Source organism: Siminovitchia thermophila, from assembly GCF_016909185.1.
GTDB lineage: Bacteria > Bacillota > Bacilli > Bacillales > Bacillaceae_C > Siminovitchia > Siminovitchia thermophila.
In genome coordinates this window covers 178,263-194,422 of sequence record NZ_JAFBFH010000004.1, presented here as the reverse complement: position 1 = coordinate 194,422, position 16,160 = coordinate 178,263, and the positions used below count along the sequence as shown (strand labels likewise).

Below are 16,160 nucleotides of genomic sequence, written 5' to 3'. Positions count from 1 at the left end.
TTTGAAAAAGACAGAATCAAATTGATTCTGCCTTTTCGCCAATGACCTATTATAAAAGATTAAATTTACCTTTTTTCATCGTGAGCGAGACTCCACCGATCATGTATAAAGCACGATTGTCAATCATCTTTTTCATGAAGGCGGCTTTTGTTCCAGTCATTTTCTTTCCAAAGACGACACCGATCGCGTCATCATCGCCCAAGGAACAAACTGTCCCCTTATTTTCGAATGTGAATGTCTCAAGATCCGATTTTCCTTGCACAATTCTTGCAAGATTTGCAGCAACTAGTTCACCTTGCTGCATGGCGATTTGTGCAGTTGGCGGATACGGCCGGTTGATCTCTTCGTTGATCACAAGAGAACAGTCGCCAATGACAAAAACATCTGGTTGTCCTGGCGCACGTAGATCCGGATCGACTTTAACACGGCCGCGCATGTTTTCAAATCCGGATGCTTCAATGATTGGATTGCCGCGGACTCCAGCAGCCCAAACCACTGTTCCCGCTTTAATTTCTTCTGTTTCATCTTCACCTTTTGCTACGATAATTCCTTCAGGAGTTGCTTCTTTAATCGCTGTTCCAATGCGGAATTCAATATTTTTTCTTTCCAGTTGGGCTGTCGCATATTCGACCAATTCTGGATCAAAACCAGGCAACGCCGTAGGGGCCGCCTCTACACAAATGACTTTGACTAAAGTTTGATCAATATCATATTCCTTGCACAGTTCCGGAATCCGGTTACCTAACTCTCCCAAAAACTCAATTCCTGTAAACCCGGCACCGCCGACAACTATGGTAAGCCGCTCCGGCTTTTCGCCTTGCTCCACTTTATATGTGGCAAATTGATACTCGATATGTTCGCGTATTTGGCGGGCGGAGTTTACATTTGTAATGGAGAATGCATATTTATCAAGCCCGGGGATGCCAAATGTTTCAGGTGCCCCTCCAAGGGCGACAACCAAATAATCGTATGTCACTTCGCCATTTTTGAGAAGGACCTTTTTCGCTTCCAAGTCAACTTTTTCCGCCGTATCTTGAATAAATTGAACCCTGCTTTTATCAATTACATCGGTGATGGCATATCGAACACGATCATGGTGCAATGTTCCGGCAGAAGCTTCATGCAGCCATGTCGTTTCATAATGGTAATCATTTTTATTTACTAGAACAATTTCGGCATCATTGCTTCCTATTTGCTTTTGAAGACGCGTGACCGTCATGAGGCCTCCATAACCTGCGCCGAGTACTACAATCTTTGGCTTTCTCACTTTCATCACTTCCACCTTTACATAATATTCAATCAGTACGTTTGAAATGCTCGGGAATAAATAATAAAATATAAAATATTGTGATGCACTTCACGTACCAGGACAAAAAAAAAGAGATAAATGTCACAAAAACTTAATATATGTTCATCATATGGCTTTTGCATACTTTTTTCAAGCAGTTTATAGGAAATGTAAATGTTTCGAAAGTTTTGAAACAAAAGCGTGAAAATCGTCGTTTTTCATTCTTTTTTTGGGCATTTCATATGCAAAAGTGAATGATATATGTCACAATAGGAAAGTGTTATGATGACAAAATTATAAGGTGTTTAAACTGGAGGGATTTTCTTTGAAAGAAGATCAACAAATATATGACATGACGATCATCGGGGCAGGCCCCGCTGGACTATTTACCGCCTTTTACGCAGGGATGAGAAATTCGACCGTAAAGATCATTGAAAGCCTTCCTCAATTAGGCGGGCAGCTTGCGGCTCTGTATCCCGAAAAATATATATATGATGTCGCGGGTTTTCCAAAAGTGAAAGCTATTGACCTTGTCAATAACTTGAAAGAGCAATTACAATTGTTCGATCAAACGATCTGTTTAGGGCAGTCAGTCCAAAACGTTGAAAAGTTGGAAGACGGAACTTTTAAGTTAACAACCGATAAAGAAATCCACTATACAAAGGCGATTATTATTACAGCAGGAATCGGAGCTTTCCAACCGCGTCGCCTCGAACTTCAAGAAGCTGAACATTACGAAGGTAAAAACCTTCATTACTTCGTGGATGACATGAAAAAGTTTGAAGGCAAACGGGTAGTCATTTTAGGTGGAGGAGACTCGGCCGTAGACTGGGCGCTTATGTTGGAGCCTATTGCGGAAAAAGTTACTTTGATTCACCGCCGGGATAAGTTTCGGGCCCACGAAAGCAGCGTAGAACAACTGAAAGCTTCTACTGTTGAAGTTATAACCCCTTTTGCTGCGGCAGATATGATTTGTGATGAAGAAGCTGTCAGAAAAATTATTATCCAGGAAGTTCGGGGCGAAGCAGTGAAAGAAATTGAACTTGATGAACTCATTTGCAACTATGGCTTTGTTTCTTCGCTTGGCCCTATTAAAGAATGGGGAATCGACATTGAAAAAAATTCGATTGTTGTCAACTCCAAGATGGAAACCAATATTCCAGGCATTTATGCAGCCGGCGATGTGACGACATATGAAGGCAAAGTCAAACTCATTGCAACAGGATTTGGCGAAGCTCCTACTGCTGTCAGCAATGCAAAAGCATACATTGATCCGAAAGCGCGTGTGCAACCAATGCACAGCACATCCCTTTTTGATAAATAGAGATCAAACCAAACGAAAAGACCTGAACTTTAGCGGGCCCCTTTAGGCCCTCCATAAGTCCAGGTCTTTTATCATTAACATTCTTCCGGCGTTCCGGTCACTTTGGCAGTCCGGAAGGACGTACCACAGCCACAAGAAACCAACGCATTGGGGTTGTCGATCGTAAATCCGCCGCCCATTAAAGATTGTTTGAAATCAATCGTTGTCCCGGTGACAAGTGGCGCACTGTCCTTGTCGATCACGACTTCAATGCCGTGCTGTTCGAAATGCTTATCCTCATCCGTTTTTTCATGGTCGAGACTCATGCCGTATGATAGTCCACTGCAACCGCCCCCATTAATCGAAAAGCGGAAATAAGCACCTTCTTCGCCATTTTGTTTCATCATTTCTTTAATTCGCAAGGCAGCCGCCTCGGTTAAAGTAACGATGGCACTCATGAATCAGCACCCCCTATTGCGAAATAAAACCTTTCTTTTATTATATACCCCGCGGGCTTCGTTCTCAACCTATCCGGCCTCTACAACATTGCAACCTTCAAATTGGGCTTGCATCGCGAAGCATATCCGGCAAGGTTTTAATGCTGGAATGCATTTTCCTCCCAGCTTAGATTTAGGGCATTTTATGATCATTAAAACATCGGATTATCCTCTATATATTGGTATATATTTTTGACTAAATCGTCCGGAGTTTTACCTGTAACAACCTCACCGTTAACGAGGGCATACAACGATTCGGCGCAAAGATCACAATGATCCAGACAGCCGTATTCAATAATATCGAGATCCGGATCTTCCTCCAACTTTTGCAGGGCTTCGTATCCGCCCATTCCTAAATTACTGATACAAAATTCCACAATTGGATTCATTCCATATCACCTCATCACCAGTCATAATGCTACTCCTTTCACACTGATTCGTCAACGCCGAAAGATAATGATGACTCCGGTTGTATATAAATGTAGATTCAGATATACTTTTACGTGGGATATATTTGAACATATTGTTAACTATTTCTAATGTTTGTTTTAATATAGATGGCAAAAGGAGATATAATATGAAAAAATTAGTCCTGCTTGGCGGAGGATATGGGAATATGCGTGTGCTGCACCGCTTATTACCGAACCAACTACCAGAAGACGTATCCATTACTTTGATTGACAGGGTTCCTTACCATTGTCTAAAAACCGAGTATTATGCCTTAGCGGCCGGAACCATCTCCGATCAAGAAGTACGCGTACCCTTCCCGGAACATCCGCGCCTGGAAGTAAAATATGGGGAAGTAACAAATATCGACTTAGAGAATCAACTAGTGCATTTGGACCAAGAAGATCCTGTTCCTTACGATGATCTCATTATCGGCCTTGGCTGCGAAGATAAATACCATAACATTCCGGGGGCCAAAGAATTTACACACAGCATCCAAAACATTGAAAATGCCCGGGAAACTTATCAAACGTTGAATAACTTGCCAGCCAATTCCGTTGTAAGTATTGTAGGCGGAGGTTTAAGCGGTGTTGAGCTTGCAAGCGAATTGAGGGAAAGCCGCTCTGATTTAGTCATTAAACTATTTGACCGCGGTAAAATCATCCTTTCAGCTTTTCCCGAAAGGGTGAGCCGGTATGTACAAAACTGGTTTCAAACAAACGGCGTGGAAGTCATTAACCAGGCCAACATTACGAAAGTGGAAGAAAAGACGTTGTATAATCACGATGAGCCTGTCCACTCAGATGTTGTTGTTTGGACAGCGGGGATTCAGCCAAACCGCATTGTTCAGGAAATGGATGTTGAAAAGGATGCGCAGGGCAGAGTCGTTTTAACTAAATACCATAATATTCCAGACAATGAACATGTTTATGTTGTCGGTGACTGCGCCAGTCTTCCTTATGCTCCAAGCGCCCAGCTCGCCGAGGGACAGGCCGACCAAATTGTGCAGGTCCTCCTAAAGCGTTGGAGCGGACAGGAGCTTCCCGAAACGCTTCCAACCATCAAATTAAAAGGTGTGCTTGGTTCCCTTGGAAAGAAACAAGGTTTCGGACTCATGGCGGACCGGGCCATTACCGGGCGTATCGCCCGTATCCTCAAGTCGGGAATTCTTTGGATGTACAAATATCATAACGGGTAAAATGCCGTATTAGAAAGCCGGAGCAACCAAAAGTGCGCTCCGGTTTTTTACATAGCCTGATAACCATATTCCTCTAACTTTTTGTATACGTCTTTCAAACGTGGATTTCCTTCTCCGATCATTTCGCTCCCAACTGTTACAACTGGATAAAACAAATCTTCTTCAATGATCCGCTTCGAGAAAGCTTTCGCTTCCTCTTCCTCGGGAGGGTTAAAAATATCAATATAGCGAATAGTAAACGGTTGATCTGGAAATTTCCTGGAAATGGCCGCCTCCAGCCATTCGTATGTTTCTTTGGACGACGGCAAATTGACACAGCTTGCGCAAATTTGATCAGCACCATACACAAAAATTTCGGCTTCTTTTTTCACGTACCTCTCCCCCTTTTCCTTATTGTACCGTTTTTTAGCAGAATGCCAACAAACTTGGCGATAGATTTTTTTTTCGTTTCTGCTTATAATGGGGAATAAGGAAAGGAGTAGATTGGAATGTCCGATCAAACAATGGTTGATCAAGTTCAAGAAGTATTAGATAAATTACGTCCATTTCTGCTTCGCGATGGCGGTGACTGCGAACTCGTAGATGTTGAAGAAGGAATCGTAAAATTGCGCCTTCTTGGTGCGTGCGGTACTTGTCCGAGTTCCACCATTACTTTAAAAGCCGGTATTGAGCGAGCTTTAATAGAAGAAGTTCCGGGAGTCGTTGAAGTAGAGCAAGTATTTTAATTAAATGGCGATGCGGTTAACATCCGGATCGCTTTTTTCTTTGTTCGTTATTGTATCATTTTTAGAGCCATTCTACCGCTGGTAAGTGAAGTTTTACATCCGCAAGTTGGTAAAAAGACCGTAAAAAGCGTTCATAGTCGGATGTGTCCCGCAAATACCTCTTCATATTTTCCTCAAGCCACTTCTGTCTTGACTGTGAATTCGACTGATAATATTCTTCAACCGTTACAAAATAATGGAGAGGGAACAAAAGCCTTGCATATACCAACCTCCATCCAAATGGGGAGATAGGGGCAATTGATTCATATTCATACAAAAAAGTTTGCAGTTCAGGCCGCAGAGCACGCCTGCTTTTAAAGTATTGGCTTCTGGTCCATTCCGCGATATCTCTTGATGGGTGATCATAAACCCATTCAAAAGGATCCCGGATTTCCTGCGCCCCTTCCCACAAACCGCTAGAAAATCGCTCATGACAAATGGTTGCCTGATCCCAGTGGTAAGGCTTCTCATCCAATTCCGTATCTGTAACGTATTGAATGGCATTTTCCGCCAACCCCATAAAATATGGAAATGATTCAAAAAACAAACGTTCAAACTCCTCCCGCGGAGGCTCCTGAATAAAAGCAGACCAGGCTTGCTCCATTTGATCCACCCTCATACTCCAGAGCGATTTCCACTGGCCGATTCGATTTAACGCCTCAATTTCAGCTTGCAGTCTTTTTCCGCGTTCATGAAATCTAGCCAGTTTCCGGCCAGTTTTTTGTATTCGCCTTGACTGTGGCCGAAATTCGTTTCTAAGAAGGACATAATCATGATCTTCATGAGTAACAAGAAATTTATGATCTTTTGCCGCTGTAAAGCGAGACACCTTCCGATCACGCAATGTTGCCAAATGCTCAGACATTTCATATCGCTCAATTAAAACTTTTTGTTCCATATGGGTTACTGGTACAATAGTATATAATACATCACCGGCCAAAAATCGTTCTTTTCCGTTAAGATGTATTGACCTGTCGGGATTAATCCCAAAATACTTCTCTAAAATTTCCACGGCATATCCCTCTCTTTTGCTTTTCCCTTTTGTTCATTTATATGAGCAAAACCGGAAAAATTTGCCGATAGAATAAAGAGGGAGTGTAAAAGCAGTGGAATCCAGGCGATAAAATGTAAAATTGCAATGTAAAGGATGAGGAGAATGGCTGAAGATAGAAAAATGACCGAATTAGAAGTGACCGCTCGCCGATGGTTAAATGAACGTGGTGTAACGATTGATGATTTGGCAGAGCTTGTAATGTTTTTACAAAAAAAATATCATCCTGCATTAACATTGGATGAATGTAAATACAATATTGAACGCGTTCTTCGCAAAAGAGAAGTGCAAAACGCGATCTTGACTGGCATCCAATTGGATAAACTAGCGGAGCAGGGGAAACTGGAAGAGCCGCTCCAAACGATTATTGGTACTGACGAAAGCCTGTATGGAGTAGATGAAATACTTGCCTTTTCAATCGTTAACGTCTACGGTTCGATCGGCTTTACAAATTACGGTTATATCGATAAACAAAAACCTGGGATATTGGAAAAACTGAATGACCATTCTAACGATATGGTCAATACATTTCTGGACGACATCGTCGGTGCCATCGCAGCAGCCGCTTCAAGCAGGCTGGCACATAGCGCCAAAGGCGAAGAGTAATGAAATGCGTGGCATGTTATGGATGTAACCTTTTCTGAACATAACGTCTTGTCGATCTCGATAAATATTGCCAGTATAAGCGTAACTTTTTTTGATTTCGATCAAAACCAGATTAACGTAGCCTTTGCGATCTCAACCATATTGCCAATATAAACGTTACTTTTTTTGATTTCGATCAAAACCAGATTAATGTAGCCTTTGCGATCTCAACCATAACCATGTAACTTTTTTTCAATCTAGCCAGCATTGAAATAAGTTTTTCGATTTCAATAATAACCAGTACGGACGTAAGTTTTTTCGCTCTAGATAAAAGACCAGGGAAACTTTTTACGACATGATGCGAAAAAATCAGCTACTTCCTGCGGCGATTTAAAAAGTTGCTTATTTCAGGCGTCGTCTTATTGTAACCGTTATTGTTCATGAGACCGTTTGTATTGTTTTCATATCCGAATGAAAATAAAAGCATGCGAGAAAACGGCTTGTTTTTCCACATGCTTTTGTATTTGTCCAACACGATCTCAGCGGATTTCCCATTGTTCGAGGGAAGAAACAACATATGTTGGCTGTTCTTTTCTTTGTGCCAGCATCTCGGGCGTTGTCACACCTGTATGGACGAGCAGCGTATCGATACCGAAACGCATGCCCGCCAATATATCTGTATCGTAATTATCTCCTACCATAATGGTTTCTTTTTTTGGAGTACCCAGTATTTTATGGGCCTGTTCCATAATAATCCGATGCGGTTTTCCGATAAAGACGGGCTCCTTCTGTGTCGAGTAAGAGATAACCGAGGTAAGCGCCCCATTTCCAGGCAAGAGTCCCTTTTCTGTCGGTATGGCCGCATCGCTGTTTGTCGAATAAAACTCGGCTCCGTCCCGAATTGCCAAACAAGCTTTTGCCAGCTTTTCATAATTAATGTCCCGGTCGATCCCGATGATCACTGCATCAGGACGGCTGTCTGTCAGTTCAAAACCTTTTTCAGCCAAAGCTTCTTTCAGCCCTGTTTCCCCGATGGCATATACCCGGGCATTCGGGTGTTTTTCGTATAGATAATTTGCCGCGGCCAAAGAAGCGGTGAATACGTCATCCGGTCCAGCCCGAAAACCCAATTGGTTTAAATGGCCAGCAACTTGGGTCGGAGTTTTGGAAGAATTGTTCGTAACAAATAAATGACGCAGCCCCTTTTTTTCTATCCGCTTAACAAATTCAATTGCTTCGGGAATCACTTCTATTCCCTTATATGCCGTTCCATCCAAATCGATCAAATATCCCGCGTATTGTTTCATTGTCTCTCCTCTTTTAATTCTTAAAAGCAGATACAGGTCCCAGCTCATTCGTTAAGTATGCCCGCACAGATGGGGCAAACTGCTGGAGTGCATTCAAATTCTCCACAAAAACAGCAATCAATTGCTCATGATCTACGTGAATATATTGCTGTACAAGCATTTTCCGATACGAAATCACTTTTTTTAAACTGTCGCCATTTGCGCTTTCAATAACTTTTTCATCCACAAGAATATCAATGATATCATCATAGCTACCGGGGTCCCTCATAATAAACCCGTCGATCATGGCATTTCCTGTATCCAAAATCGACTCGATGGCAGTTTGCAACAACCTTTCCAGCGCTGCTTTTTTGATATCTGAATCCCACTGTTTTTCGATTTGAAATAATGCAAGCTGTTTTTCCAAATATTGAAGAGTCGCTTCAATATGTTCACGGTCAACAAAGTACACGGACAAGACCTCCATTAATGATCATCCATTTCATTTTACCATATCCAAAAAGCCGTTACGAATATAGCCCAAAGGTCGGGGCACCTTATAAATGAAAGGTGGTAACGAATATGGATGAAACCCGTGACAAAAAAAACGATATTGATAAAGAAGAAAACGAATATACCGATGTTTCAACAGCTGAGACAAGAAGGAACTTTTTAACGGCCGAAGAATTTCCGGAAGGGCCATACGGTACGCCAAGGCGAAGGCATGCTCCAGTGGAAAATAAGTCCACACCGTGGAAGGAAGGACAGCGCAAATATAGCGCCTTCAACTATGAATTTAAATCCATGCACCAAAACAGGCCACGTGAATTTCCAGGAGCGCACCCGACACACGACGATCCGAACAGAGATACGGAACCGCCTTACCAAAAAAGCTGAAACCGGCCAGGCATTGCTTGGCCTTTATTTGTCCACTCTTTTTAAAACAAAATAAGCGCAGCCATAATTGCAGTATTCGTACAAATATTCCAACAGTGTACTGATTTTTGTATCAAAAGAAGCCTTTTGATTGTCATCAGAAAAAAATCCTTTTAGCCGAAGCTGCCCGTACCCCCAATCGCCTACGATGTAATCATACTTAGACAAAATTTCACTGAAACGAGCCTTAAAAGCTTCCTCGTTAAATCCGTCCTTGAACTCCTCGATTAATTCATACTGTTTATTTTGAACGACAATCATGATAAATTCACCCATTTTTAATTTTTCTCTTACATAAATTATAACTCACACACCAACATTTACTAGTAAAAATTATTTCATCAAGAGCAACCTATATAAAAGGAGGTGCCAATTATGAAGAAAATGATTTCGGCACTTGCCATAAGCGGAATTCTTTTATCCGCTTGCGGTGGCAATGACCAACAAATTGCCGATAATGATTCAGTTTACAAAAAAAGCGGCAATACAATGAATCAAACAGACAGAAACGATTTATATAATGAATCGAATGATAATCAAAATTACGGCTTTGTCCGTCAAGTAAAAAATCCCGTACCAGGGGAATCAACTAACATTAACGCTGGAGATGTTATAACAAGAGAGCAATTGGCCAATCAAATCAGCAAATTAACTGTTGGCCTGCCTGATGTAAACGATAGCAGCGTTGTTGTTACTGATGCAGAAGTATTGATTGCTTATCAGGCAGATACTTCGGACGAACGCTCGCGGGCCCAGGTGGCCGACCAAGTTAAAAAAACCGCTGAATCCGCTGTGCCAAAATGGTTTGGGATATATGTAACCGATGATCCAGCGCTTAGACAAAATGTGGAAAACATTGCCTCCATGACTCCCAACCAGGCAAATACGGATAAAGCAGTCAAAGACACTGTCAAAATGATGAAAGAAAATTCCCCTCAAGGGCGAAATGACACCAAGATGAATCAATAATTGTGACGGCCCGTGATCTTTATTTATCATGGGCCCTCTTTTTGAAAGGGGTGAGAAAGTGAAGAAATTCCTGATACTGATACTCCTTATATTCATACCATTTAGGAGTGGTGACGCGAAGGAAATATCTCCTGAAGAGATGTATAAACAAAGGATGGATTTATACAAAAAAACGGAGGTCGTTTCCGGGGTTCCTTGGTATTTTATTGCTGCTATTGATCAATACGAACGCAGCATCCGGCATGTAAGGAAAGACCTGCCGAAACCGGATGGGTTGACTGGCTTTTATATGGATGCCACCCATTGGAGCGGACCGCTAAATCCGGACAAAGGAGATCATAATCCTCTGACAATCGACTTTTTTTCCGGGAAGGGACGAGACGGTAACGGGGATGGGAAAGCAAGCCGGACAGATGATGAAGACCTTCTTTACACAGCCGCCTCCCTCATCTCTCTATACGGTGTTAACGATACAAGCGTCCGAATAGCATTATGGAATTATTATAAAAGAGATAAAACAGTAAGCGCCATTATGGCCAATGCCAAAATATACAGGACCTTTAATCGAATAAACTTAGATGAAAAAGCTTTTCCAATTCCAAAAGAATACAACTATACCTACCATAATACTTGGGGAGACCGCAGAGGATGGGGCGGCAGGAGAATGCATGAAGGTACGGACATATTCGCTTCATACGGTACACCCGTGCGCGCAGTTCGACATGGCGTTGTTGAACTAAAAGGCTGGAATAAATATGGGGGGTGGCGCGTGGGTATCAGAGACTTGCACAACACGTACCATTATTACGCTCACCTGAACGGTTTTGCAAAAGATCTAAAAATCGGCGATGTTGTGAAAGCTGGACAAGTCATAGGGAGCGTTGGCAGTTCAGGATATGGACCTCCGGGTACATCAGGGAAATTTCCTCCCCATCTTCATTTTGGTATGTATAAAGATAACGGGATCAACGAATGGGCATTCGACCCTTATCCCCATTTAAAAGCTTGGGAACGGGCAGAAAAGACTTGAGGATATCGTTCGTCAACCATATCAAAAAGCTTCGGGGAGCCCGAAGCTTTTTGGCCATCATGCAGGTTTATTGTTTTTTCGACTTGGATATGGCTACTCCAACGCTTGCAGCAAATCCACCCCAAATAATAATAGCGCCAATAAACATCATCGCAATAGCACTGCCGCTCATCATACAACCTCCTTATCAACTTTGGAAGCCGAGTAATTCAGACTGTGGCCTTTCCATGGCTTTAATGTCATAAGTACGCCGAAGAACATGGCGCCAAGGGCGACCGTCCATCCATATTTGAACAAGAATTCGCGTGGAAAATCTCCATAATCGCCGATAAGGTTTTGACGCAGGTTATCAAACATCATGTAACCGAGAACAATTGGCGTGATGACAGACAATGAAATTCTCCACCAGGCGCCAAGTTTGATATCGGAAACAGAGTCAGCATGTGCTTGCAACGACTTTAGTTCTTTTGCAAACCAGGCGATAAACACAACTTCAAACAGCCCTGCCAAGGCTACTCCAAATTGATTGATGAAATAGTCGGCAACATCAAGCAAATTCAACCCGTTTTGCGTGGAAAACACCAGTGCAACAAGAGCTGTCAAGCCTCCGCCAAATGTAACCGCTTTCGTTCTTGAGACGTTGAATTTTTCCTGGACTCCCGCAATATACGTCTCTACAATCGAGATAAGCGAGGTCAGGCCCGCCAACGTCAACGATACGAAAAACAAAACGCCAAAAGCATGCTGAAATCCTGGCATTTCATTAATAATGCTCGGAAATACGGAGAACGCAAGCAACACTCCCCCCTGGACAACTTCGTTCACCCCAACTCCTTGCTGGGCAGCCATAAATCCTAATGCCGCAAAAACGCCAAAGCCGGCGAGCAATTCAAAACCGGAATTCGCAAACCCAGTAATAAAGGCGCTATTTGTAATATCAGCTTTTTTAGGCAAATAACTGGAATAAGTAACCATAATAGCAAATCCGATAGACAAGCTAAAGAAGATTTGCCCATATGCGGCAACCCAAACTTTTCCATTCATAATAGAGCCCCAATCAGGTTTGAAGAAAGTGTTCAGCCCGTCGACTGCTCCCTCCAAAGTAAGAGCTCGAATAACAATAATGACAAACAAAACGACCAGCAAAGGAATCATAATTTTTGCTGCTACCTCAATACCTTTTTTAACACCGGCATACATGATTCCAAGAACGATTAACCAAACTAAAATTAATGGAATAAGAACACCTGGAACAAAGCTGCCGAAGGAAGCAGTATCTCCTACTTTCAAGTAATCAGCGACTAAAAAGTCCGTCGTATCCGCTCCCCACTTAAGATTGAATGAAAAAACAGTGTACGACATAGCCCATGCAATAATGACGGAATAATAGGTTGCGATGACAAAGGCAATGGCGATTTGCCACCAGCCGATCCATTCTCCTCCCCGCTTAATTCTTGCCAGAGAAAGCGGCGCAGATCCCCGGTACTTATGACCAATCGTAAACTCTAAAATTAAAAGTGGGATCCCTGCCGTAAGCAAGGCAAACAAATAGGGAAAAAAGAATGCCCCTCCCCCATTGTCATACGCAACACCCGGAAAGCGCCAAATGTTTCCCAGCCCGATCGCCGAACCGACCGCGGCAAATATAAAACCTGCCCTCGATCCGAATTGCGCTCGGTTTTCCATACATAAAACCCCCTTTATCATTTAATTTTCTCTTGAGAAAAGTCTGACAATTCAACAGCTTAGAATTAGTATAGCGACTCACAATGCCTTTGTCAAAGGAAATATCATTTCAGCGTGACATCATTACTATTTTAATATAGAAAACGACAGCTTGTGCTGTCGCCTTCCTATTTGGTTTTCAATGTCTTATGCCCAAAATCATTCTGTTTAAAAAACAGCGCAAATATGAGTAGTAATGCAGCTACGGTCACTAAACCCCAAATGGTAGAATGGGTCAGACCCAGCACGATATATCCCGCTCCCGAAATGGCAGCTGCCGTAAGAGCATACGGCAATTGTGTCAACACATGGTCAATGTGGTTGCATCCAGCACCGGTCGATGAAAGGATCGTTGTGTCCGAAATAGGTGAACAGTGGTCCCCAAATACGGCACCCGCTAACACGGAAGCCATGACGGGAAGCAACATAGACACATCTGTCGTTGCAACAATTTGCCCCGCAATCGGCAACAAAATCCCGAACGAGCCCCATGATGTGCCTGTAGCAAATGCCATCAGTCCGGCAAAAACAAATACGATAAAAGGTAAAAATGATATATTTAAAGACGACTTTGCAACGATATTCCCCAAATAAACACCTGTTCCCAACTGATCAATAAGCGAAGTAATGGTCCAAGCAAACACTAAAATGAGCACTGCAGGTACCATGGATTGGATGCCAAATCTAATCCCGGTTAACAAAAGTGAAGAATGCAGTTTTCTATGGGCCACCTGCTGACGAATAAATAAAAAGATCGTAATAGCCAGGCTAATAACACCGCCACATACAAGTGCCAGCGAAACATCCGCATTTCCAAAAATATCTATAGGCGCCGTGACGCTGTCACTGTTTTTTAATCCGCTCCAGACAATCACAGCAATCGTCCCAATAAACAGCGTTACAATCGGAACAATCAAATCACCAACGGTTCCGTTTTCTCCGACAGGCAAATCTTCTTTAATCTCCCCGGGAATTTCTTTTTTAGGGTCATACGGAACCCCTGTTTCCATTGTATGCCTTTCATGCATTTTCATGCTCCCAAAATCAATATTTCGGGAGACAGTGATAAAAACGAGCCCCAGGGCAGCCCAAACATATAGATTCATCGGTATCATTTCCAAAAAAGCGGCAAATGCGGAAATGTCATTGATATTATGGGTAGCAAATACGGTTCCGACGATTCCAATGATAAAGGCGCCCCAACTGGAAACAGGAGAAACAACACAAACTGGTGCCGACGTCGAGTCAATAATATAGGCGAGCTTTGCCCTTGATACACGATGCCGATCTGTAATCGGTCGGGCAACCTGACCAACCGCAAGCGCATTGAAATAATCATCAATGAAAATGGCGATTCCCAATATAGCGGATAATATTTGCGCCCCGATCCTGCTTTTCACCTTGGTAAGTGCCCACTCTCCAAAAGCCTTGCTTCCTCCTGTTATGTTAATGAGCGCTGTTATCGCCCCTAAAATAAACAAAAATAAGATAATATATATATTCCAAGTATCGAATCCGTCTTCCTTCAAAAAGATTCCTTTTACTGCCTCCCATATCAGAATGAATGTCGCGACAACATCCCCTTTTCCAAGCAGAAGAGCAGATACGACAATCCCTGTTCCGAGAGACAGTAAAACACGGCGCGTCAGCATGACCATTACGACCGCAAGTAATGGCGGAAGCAAAGACAAGATTGAGTTTTCCATGACAAACCTCCATTGAGTAAAAACAAAGATGCGTTTATGATTTTTCACGCGCACGTTCTCTTTCCATCCTCTTTGGGAGCAGACGAGTAAAAGGAAATTTTAGCAAAATAGTATTGGCCATCCAAGAAAAGCGATTTATAAACTTCTACCACCATGTTGAAAATGTTTTCAGAACGTACCAAAACATGATATCATTAATTTTTTTCGCTGACAATACTATGGAGAATTGTCCTGTTTTGGGAATTGTATGGATGGGTTGGTTGTTCCGCCGTTGTTGTAAAATTGTGGAACGTCTCCCGGATACAATCCTATAGCAATAGGAACTTCCTGTTGAACAACCGCCTCTTTAGTCCCAAACGGGATAATGATCTGTACATTCACCTGAACTTGAATGGATATCGTAACAAACATATTATTAATGGGATATTGTTCCACTCTTGTGTCAACGTTTGTGGAGACATCCCCAATAGCGGTAAACCGGATTGGAATCCGTGGACCCAAGTTACCGAGAAGAGCATTTTTTGTCGCCTGGCCTAGCGGGAAAGAATAAACGATTCCTTCACCCTGAGAAGATGATTCATAATCAAATTCGACCCCGGTGTCTTCTCTAAGGGCATCCAGATTACCAGCTTCGGCCTGCTTTAAATTCGACTGGATTGCCCTGGAAATATCTGCTTGAATTTGGTTGATGATGTCTGTTTTATATTGTACAGAGGAACCTCCCGATTGATTCGGAACGATTTCCGTAATCTCCCGTATGTCTTTTACGTTTGGAATCACCTCTTTGACAGCCCGGCTAATAACCATGGGAGCAATTTTTTTCGTTTGTGATTCCGCATATCTCGTTAATGTTGGCTTAATCCCGTAATTGACGATCCAAAGCCCGGCAGCTGTTGACAATAAAAAAAAGACGAATGAAATCAACATAACATAACGGAACGGCAACGGACCGCGCCGGAACTTGCGCGCACGAAAATGAGCCAAAAAAATCCCCTCCCATGACTAGCATATGCGAACATGGAGGGTAATAGCTCTTTGAGAAAAAATTCATTTAAATCATTTTTAATAGCGCATCGCGCCCTGCCATTCCGGCAAATATCCCACGCTCCTCAGCAGCAATTGTCACGGATTCGAGCGGGCCTTCCAGCAGTTCTTCTATCGTTCGCACTCCAACAGCTCTCCCCGCAATGATCCCCCGGTCTTTAAGCTTTTTATTTAAAAGCCCGATATCAAGAGCACCACACATAATGTATCCACGATCATTGGACACAGTGAGAAGCGTCGTTTTTGGCAAGCGGACAACAGAGGCTACAAACATGTGCCCGTCAATGATTACAGGTTCAATAGAAATCATTCCATCCACCCCTTCTGATAC

The 16,160-nt window shown here is 42.7% G+C and carries 20 protein-coding genes; 7 read left to right on the top strand and 13 right to left on the bottom strand.

Going from position 1 to position 16,160, the window contains the following annotated elements; translation table 11 throughout:
- Positions 1 to 49 precede the first annotated feature (49 nt).
- Positions 50 to 1,267 (bottom strand): NAD(P)/FAD-dependent oxidoreductase, encoded by a 1,218-nt coding sequence (locus JOC94_RS04645; protein ID WP_077111166.1) that lies wholly within the window; start codon positions 1,265 to 1,267, stop codon positions 50 to 52.
- A 373-nt stretch (positions 1,268 to 1,640) separates the two neighbouring features.
- Here JOC94_RS04645 and JOC94_RS04640 point away from each other — a divergent pair, with 373 nt between their 5' ends.
- Positions 1,641 to 2,612, top strand: coding sequence for an NAD(P)/FAD-dependent oxidoreductase (locus tag JOC94_RS04640; protein WP_408021901.1), 972 nt, complete (start codon positions 1,641 to 1,643; stop codon positions 2,610 to 2,612).
- Between the two features lie 74 nt (positions 2,613 to 2,686).
- Here the strand turns inward: JOC94_RS04640 and JOC94_RS04635 are convergent, their stop codons facing one another.
- On the bottom strand, positions 2,687 to 3,049 hold the full coding sequence (locus tag JOC94_RS04635; RefSeq protein ID WP_077111139.1) for a HesB/IscA family protein: 363 nt from the start codon (positions 3,047 to 3,049) through the stop codon (positions 2,687 to 2,689).
- 191 nt (positions 3,050 to 3,240) lie between these two features.
- Positions 3,241 to 3,477, bottom strand: coding sequence for a YuzB family protein (locus JOC94_RS04630; protein WP_077111138.1), 237 nt, complete (start codon positions 3,475 to 3,477; stop codon positions 3,241 to 3,243).
- A 188-nt stretch (positions 3,478 to 3,665) separates the two neighbouring features.
- Here JOC94_RS04630 and JOC94_RS04625 point away from each other — a divergent pair, with 188 nt between their 5' ends.
- Positions 3,666 to 4,733: an NAD(P)/FAD-dependent oxidoreductase gene (locus JOC94_RS04625; RefSeq protein WP_077111137.1), complete on the top strand. Its 1,068-nt coding sequence runs from the start codon at positions 3,666 to 3,668 to the stop codon at positions 4,731 to 4,733.
- Between the two features lie 47 nt (positions 4,734 to 4,780).
- On the opposite strand, the gene JOC94_RS04620 is transcribed toward JOC94_RS04625, so the two are convergent.
- Positions 4,781 to 5,104: a YuzD family protein gene (locus JOC94_RS04620; protein ID WP_077111136.1), complete on the bottom strand. Its 324-nt coding sequence runs from the start codon at positions 5,102 to 5,104 to the stop codon at positions 4,781 to 4,783.
- A 117-nt stretch (positions 5,105 to 5,221) separates the two neighbouring features.
- Between JOC94_RS04620 and JOC94_RS04615 the strand changes: the two genes are divergently transcribed.
- The gene (locus tag JOC94_RS04615) at positions 5,222 to 5,458 is read left to right on the top strand and encodes a NifU family protein (RefSeq protein WP_077111135.1); all 237 of its coding nucleotides are present in this window, start codon (positions 5,222 to 5,224) and stop codon (positions 5,456 to 5,458) included.
- A gap of 61 nt (positions 5,459 to 5,519) precedes the next feature.
- Here the strand turns inward: JOC94_RS04615 and yutH are convergent, their stop codons facing one another.
- Complete coding sequence (gene yutH / locus JOC94_RS04610; protein WP_077111134.1) at positions 5,520 to 6,509, bottom strand: spore coat putative kinase YutH; 990 nt, start codon at positions 6,507 to 6,509, stop codon at positions 5,520 to 5,522.
- A gap of 144 nt (positions 6,510 to 6,653) precedes the next feature.
- Here yutH and JOC94_RS04605 point away from each other — a divergent pair, with 144 nt between their 5' ends.
- Positions 6,654 to 7,154 carry a phosphatidylglycerophosphatase A family protein gene (locus JOC94_RS04605; protein ID WP_083717412.1) on the top strand — a complete coding sequence of 167 codons (501 nt, stop codon included), beginning with the start codon at positions 6,654 to 6,656 and terminating at the stop codon, positions 7,152 to 7,154.
- 518 nt (positions 7,155 to 7,672) lie between these two features.
- On the opposite strand, the gene JOC94_RS04600 is transcribed toward JOC94_RS04605, so the two are convergent.
- Positions 7,673 to 8,440: a TIGR01457 family HAD-type hydrolase gene (locus JOC94_RS04600; RefSeq protein WP_077111132.1), complete on the bottom strand. Its 768-nt coding sequence runs from the start codon at positions 8,438 to 8,440 to the stop codon at positions 7,673 to 7,675.
- Between the two features lie 13 nt (positions 8,441 to 8,453).
- Positions 8,454 to 8,891: a DUF86 domain-containing protein gene (locus JOC94_RS04595; RefSeq protein ID WP_077111131.1), complete on the bottom strand. Its 438-nt coding sequence runs from the start codon at positions 8,889 to 8,891 to the stop codon at positions 8,454 to 8,456.
- A 110-nt stretch (positions 8,892 to 9,001) separates the two neighbouring features.
- Between JOC94_RS04595 and JOC94_RS04590 the strand changes: the two genes are divergently transcribed.
- Positions 9,002 to 9,316 (top strand): cytosolic protein, encoded by a 315-nt coding sequence (locus tag JOC94_RS04590; RefSeq protein ID WP_077111130.1) that lies wholly within the window; start codon positions 9,002 to 9,004, stop codon positions 9,314 to 9,316.
- Positions 9,317 to 9,340: 24 nt separating this feature from the next.
- Here JOC94_RS04590 and JOC94_RS04585 read toward each other — a convergent pair whose 3' ends face one another.
- Positions 9,341 to 9,616, bottom strand: a complete 276-nt coding sequence (locus JOC94_RS04585; protein ID WP_077111165.1) for a YutD family protein — start codon at positions 9,614 to 9,616, stop codon at positions 9,341 to 9,343.
- 114 nt (positions 9,617 to 9,730) lie between these two features.
- Here JOC94_RS04585 and JOC94_RS04580 point away from each other — a divergent pair, with 114 nt between their 5' ends.
- Both JOC94_RS04580 and JOC94_RS04575 read left to right on the top strand, forming a co-directional pair.
- Entirely contained in the window at positions 9,731 to 10,324 is a 594-nt protein-coding gene (locus JOC94_RS04580; RefSeq protein WP_077111129.1) for a YhcN/YlaJ family sporulation lipoprotein, read from the top strand.
- 58 nt (positions 10,325 to 10,382) lie between these two features.
- A complete protein-coding gene (locus JOC94_RS04575) occupies positions 10,383 to 11,354 on the top strand; it encodes a M23 family metallopeptidase (RefSeq protein WP_253191869.1) in 972 nt (323 codons plus the stop codon).
- A 67-nt stretch (positions 11,355 to 11,421) separates the two neighbouring features.
- Here JOC94_RS04575 and JOC94_RS04570 read toward each other — a convergent pair whose 3' ends face one another.
- From JOC94_RS04570 to JOC94_RS04550, 5 genes are all read right to left on the bottom strand, one after another.
- Positions 11,422 to 11,529, bottom strand: coding sequence for a MetS family NSS transporter small subunit (locus JOC94_RS04570; protein ID WP_236016967.1), 108 nt, complete (start codon positions 11,527 to 11,529; stop codon positions 11,422 to 11,424).
- Entirely contained in the window at positions 11,526 to 13,040 is a 1,515-nt protein-coding gene (locus JOC94_RS04565) for a sodium-dependent transporter (RefSeq protein ID WP_077111127.1), read from the bottom strand. Before JOC94_RS04565 ends, JOC94_RS04570 begins: the two co-directional genes overlap by 4 nt.
- Before the next feature lie 167 nt (positions 13,041 to 13,207).
- The gene (locus tag JOC94_RS04560) at positions 13,208 to 14,785 is read right to left on the bottom strand and encodes a Na+/H+ antiporter NhaC family protein (RefSeq protein WP_077111126.1); all 1,578 of its coding nucleotides are present in this window, start codon (positions 14,783 to 14,785) and stop codon (positions 13,208 to 13,210) included.
- A gap of 216 nt (positions 14,786 to 15,001) precedes the next feature.
- Positions 15,002 to 15,769 (bottom strand): sporulation protein YunB, encoded by a 768-nt coding sequence (yunB, locus tag JOC94_RS04555; RefSeq protein WP_077111125.1) that lies wholly within the window; start codon positions 15,767 to 15,769, stop codon positions 15,002 to 15,004.
- A 67-nt stretch (positions 15,770 to 15,836) separates the two neighbouring features.
- A complete protein-coding gene (locus tag JOC94_RS04550) occupies positions 15,837 to 16,139 on the bottom strand; it encodes a YunC family protein (protein ID WP_077111124.1) in 303 nt (100 codons plus the stop codon).
- Positions 16,140 to 16,160 lie beyond the last annotated feature (21 nt).

What these genes read in the sequence shown, in the direction of transcription:
- JOC94_RS04640 (WP_408021901.1), top strand. Translation starts at nt 1,641, where the DNA reads ATGACGATCATCGGGGCAGGCCCCGCTGGACTATTTACCGCCTTTTAC.
- JOC94_RS04635 (WP_077111139.1), bottom strand. Translation starts at nt 3,049, where the DNA reads ATGAGTGCCATCGTTACTTTAACCGAGGCGGCTGCCTTGCGAATTAAA.
- JOC94_RS04630 (WP_077111138.1), bottom strand. Translation starts at nt 3,477, where the DNA reads ATGAATCCAATTGTGGAATTTTGTATCAGTAATTTAGGAATGGGCGGA.
- JOC94_RS04625 (WP_077111137.1), top strand. Translation starts at nt 3,666, where the DNA reads ATGAAAAAATTAGTCCTGCTTGGCGGAGGATATGGGAATATGCGTGTG.
- JOC94_RS04615 (WP_077111135.1), top strand. Translation starts at nt 5,222, where the DNA reads ATGTCCGATCAAACAATGGTTGATCAAGTTCAAGAAGTATTAGATAAA.
- JOC94_RS04605 (WP_083717412.1), top strand. Translation starts at nt 6,654, where the DNA reads ATGGCTGAAGATAGAAAAATGACCGAATTAGAAGTGACCGCTCGCCGA.
- JOC94_RS04600 (WP_077111132.1), bottom strand. Translation starts at nt 8,440, where the DNA reads ATGAAACAATACGCGGGATATTTGATCGATTTGGATGGAACGGCATAT.
- JOC94_RS04590 (WP_077111130.1), top strand. Translation starts at nt 9,002, where the DNA reads ATGGATGAAACCCGTGACAAAAAAAACGATATTGATAAAGAAGAAAAC.
- JOC94_RS04585 (WP_077111165.1), bottom strand. Translation starts at nt 9,616, where the DNA reads ATGATTGTCGTTCAAAATAAACAGTATGAATTAATCGAGGAGTTCAAG.
- JOC94_RS04580 (WP_077111129.1), top strand. Translation starts at nt 9,731, where the DNA reads ATGAAGAAAATGATTTCGGCACTTGCCATAAGCGGAATTCTTTTATCC.
- JOC94_RS04570 (WP_236016967.1), bottom strand. Translation starts at nt 11,529, where the DNA reads ATGATGAGCGGCAGTGCTATTGCGATGATGTTTATTGGCGCTATTATT.
- JOC94_RS04565 (WP_077111127.1), bottom strand. Translation starts at nt 13,040, where the DNA reads ATGGAAAACCGAGCGCAATTCGGATCGAGGGCAGGTTTTATATTTGCC.
- JOC94_RS04560 (WP_077111126.1), bottom strand. Translation starts at nt 14,785, where the DNA reads ATGGAAAACTCAATCTTGTCTTTGCTTCCGCCATTACTTGCGGTCGTA.
- JOC94_RS04550 (WP_077111124.1), bottom strand. Translation starts at nt 16,139, where the DNA reads ATGATTTCTATTGAACCTGTAATCATTGACGGGCACATGTTTGTAGCC.